Raw genomic sequence first — 1,102 nt, 5'->3', positions numbered from 1 at the left:
ATGTGGTGTACCGCAAGACCAACCGAGGCAACGGCAAGAACACCACCCTCCGTCGCGATGACGGGACCCCCGTCCACGGCGAGCAGGCCAGAATCGGCGTGCCGCCCATCTTCACCGAGGGACGCGCAGGGCAGTTGATGACAGCTCTGAAGAGGCTCGGCTTCCAGAAGGACCGGCAGAGCAACCGTGTCTACTCCCTCACCGGCCGGATTCACGGCCACTGCGGCGAGGTCTATACGGGTTGCGGCACGAGCCGCACTTACCGCTGCAAGGGGACTCTGGCTGACCAGTCCTGCCGTGAGCCGTACTTCGGAGCCGACGACATCGAAGGAGCTGTCTGGGCCGAGCTGCCGCGTCTCCTCGCAGCCGATGGTTCCGTGCGTGATTTTGTCGCCCGGAGGGGCGCAGGCCTCCCCAGAGGCAGGGAGAAGTACGAGAAACGAGTCGCGGACCTCGCGGCCGAAATCACGGGTCACGAGCACCTGATCGAGGTCCGTGTTCCGGAGTACGTGCGGGCCGGCCTCGCTCCGGCAGTGCTGGAAGCCTCCGTCGCGCAGTTGCAGCGGGAGCTGGAGGAGTTCCGGTTGCAGCGCAAGATCGCCGAGGAGCGGTTGGAGGACTACGCCAACCACGAGCGTCGGGCGCACAACCTGTTGGACATCGCGAATGGCGCCAAGGAACGGCTGAGGACTCTGACGCTCGAAGAGCGTAAGGAGATCTTCGACATGTTCGACCTACACGTAGTCCCCGGGGACATGGCCGACGTACGCAAGCCTGGTAACAGGTGCCTCGTCAGCGAGTGGCACTGGGAGACCGGGACGCTGGTTCCGCCGAATCCCACGGACGAGGAGTGGGAGACGGTGCTGAGCGTTCTCCGGCTCCACTTCTCCGGGAAGGCCAAGAAGCACTTCATTACGAAGTACGACATTCGCGAGCAGTTCTGCGGCATGCTCCACCGGCTCCGTCACGGGATCTCCTGGGTCGACATGCCGAATACATGGGGGCCGGTGAACCCCATGAGGGAACGCCAGCTCACGTGGTGGAAGAAGGGGGTGTGGCCGGAGCTGATGGTCGTGTCGGGCGCCGACGAGCGAGGGTCACA

At 64.5% G+C, this 1,102-nt stretch carries 1 protein-coding gene; it reads left to right on the top strand.

Going from position 1 to position 1,102, the window contains the following annotated elements; translation table 11 throughout:
• Nucleotides 1-137: 137 nt before the first annotated feature.
• Nucleotides 138-1,102 (top strand): transposase (locus tag ACQKIP_RS48035; protein ID WP_427745937.1); only part of this gene is annotated, 965 nt, incomplete at its 3' end.

The sequence above is a fragment of the Streptomyces sp. NPDC059900 genome (genome assembly GCF_050270335.1).
In the GTDB taxonomy this organism is placed as follows: Bacteria; Actinomycetota; Actinomycetes; order Streptomycetales; family Streptomycetaceae; genus Streptomyces.
The sequence above is the reverse complement of the archived record's forward strand: the minus strand, read 5'-3'. Positions and strand labels throughout refer to the sequence as shown.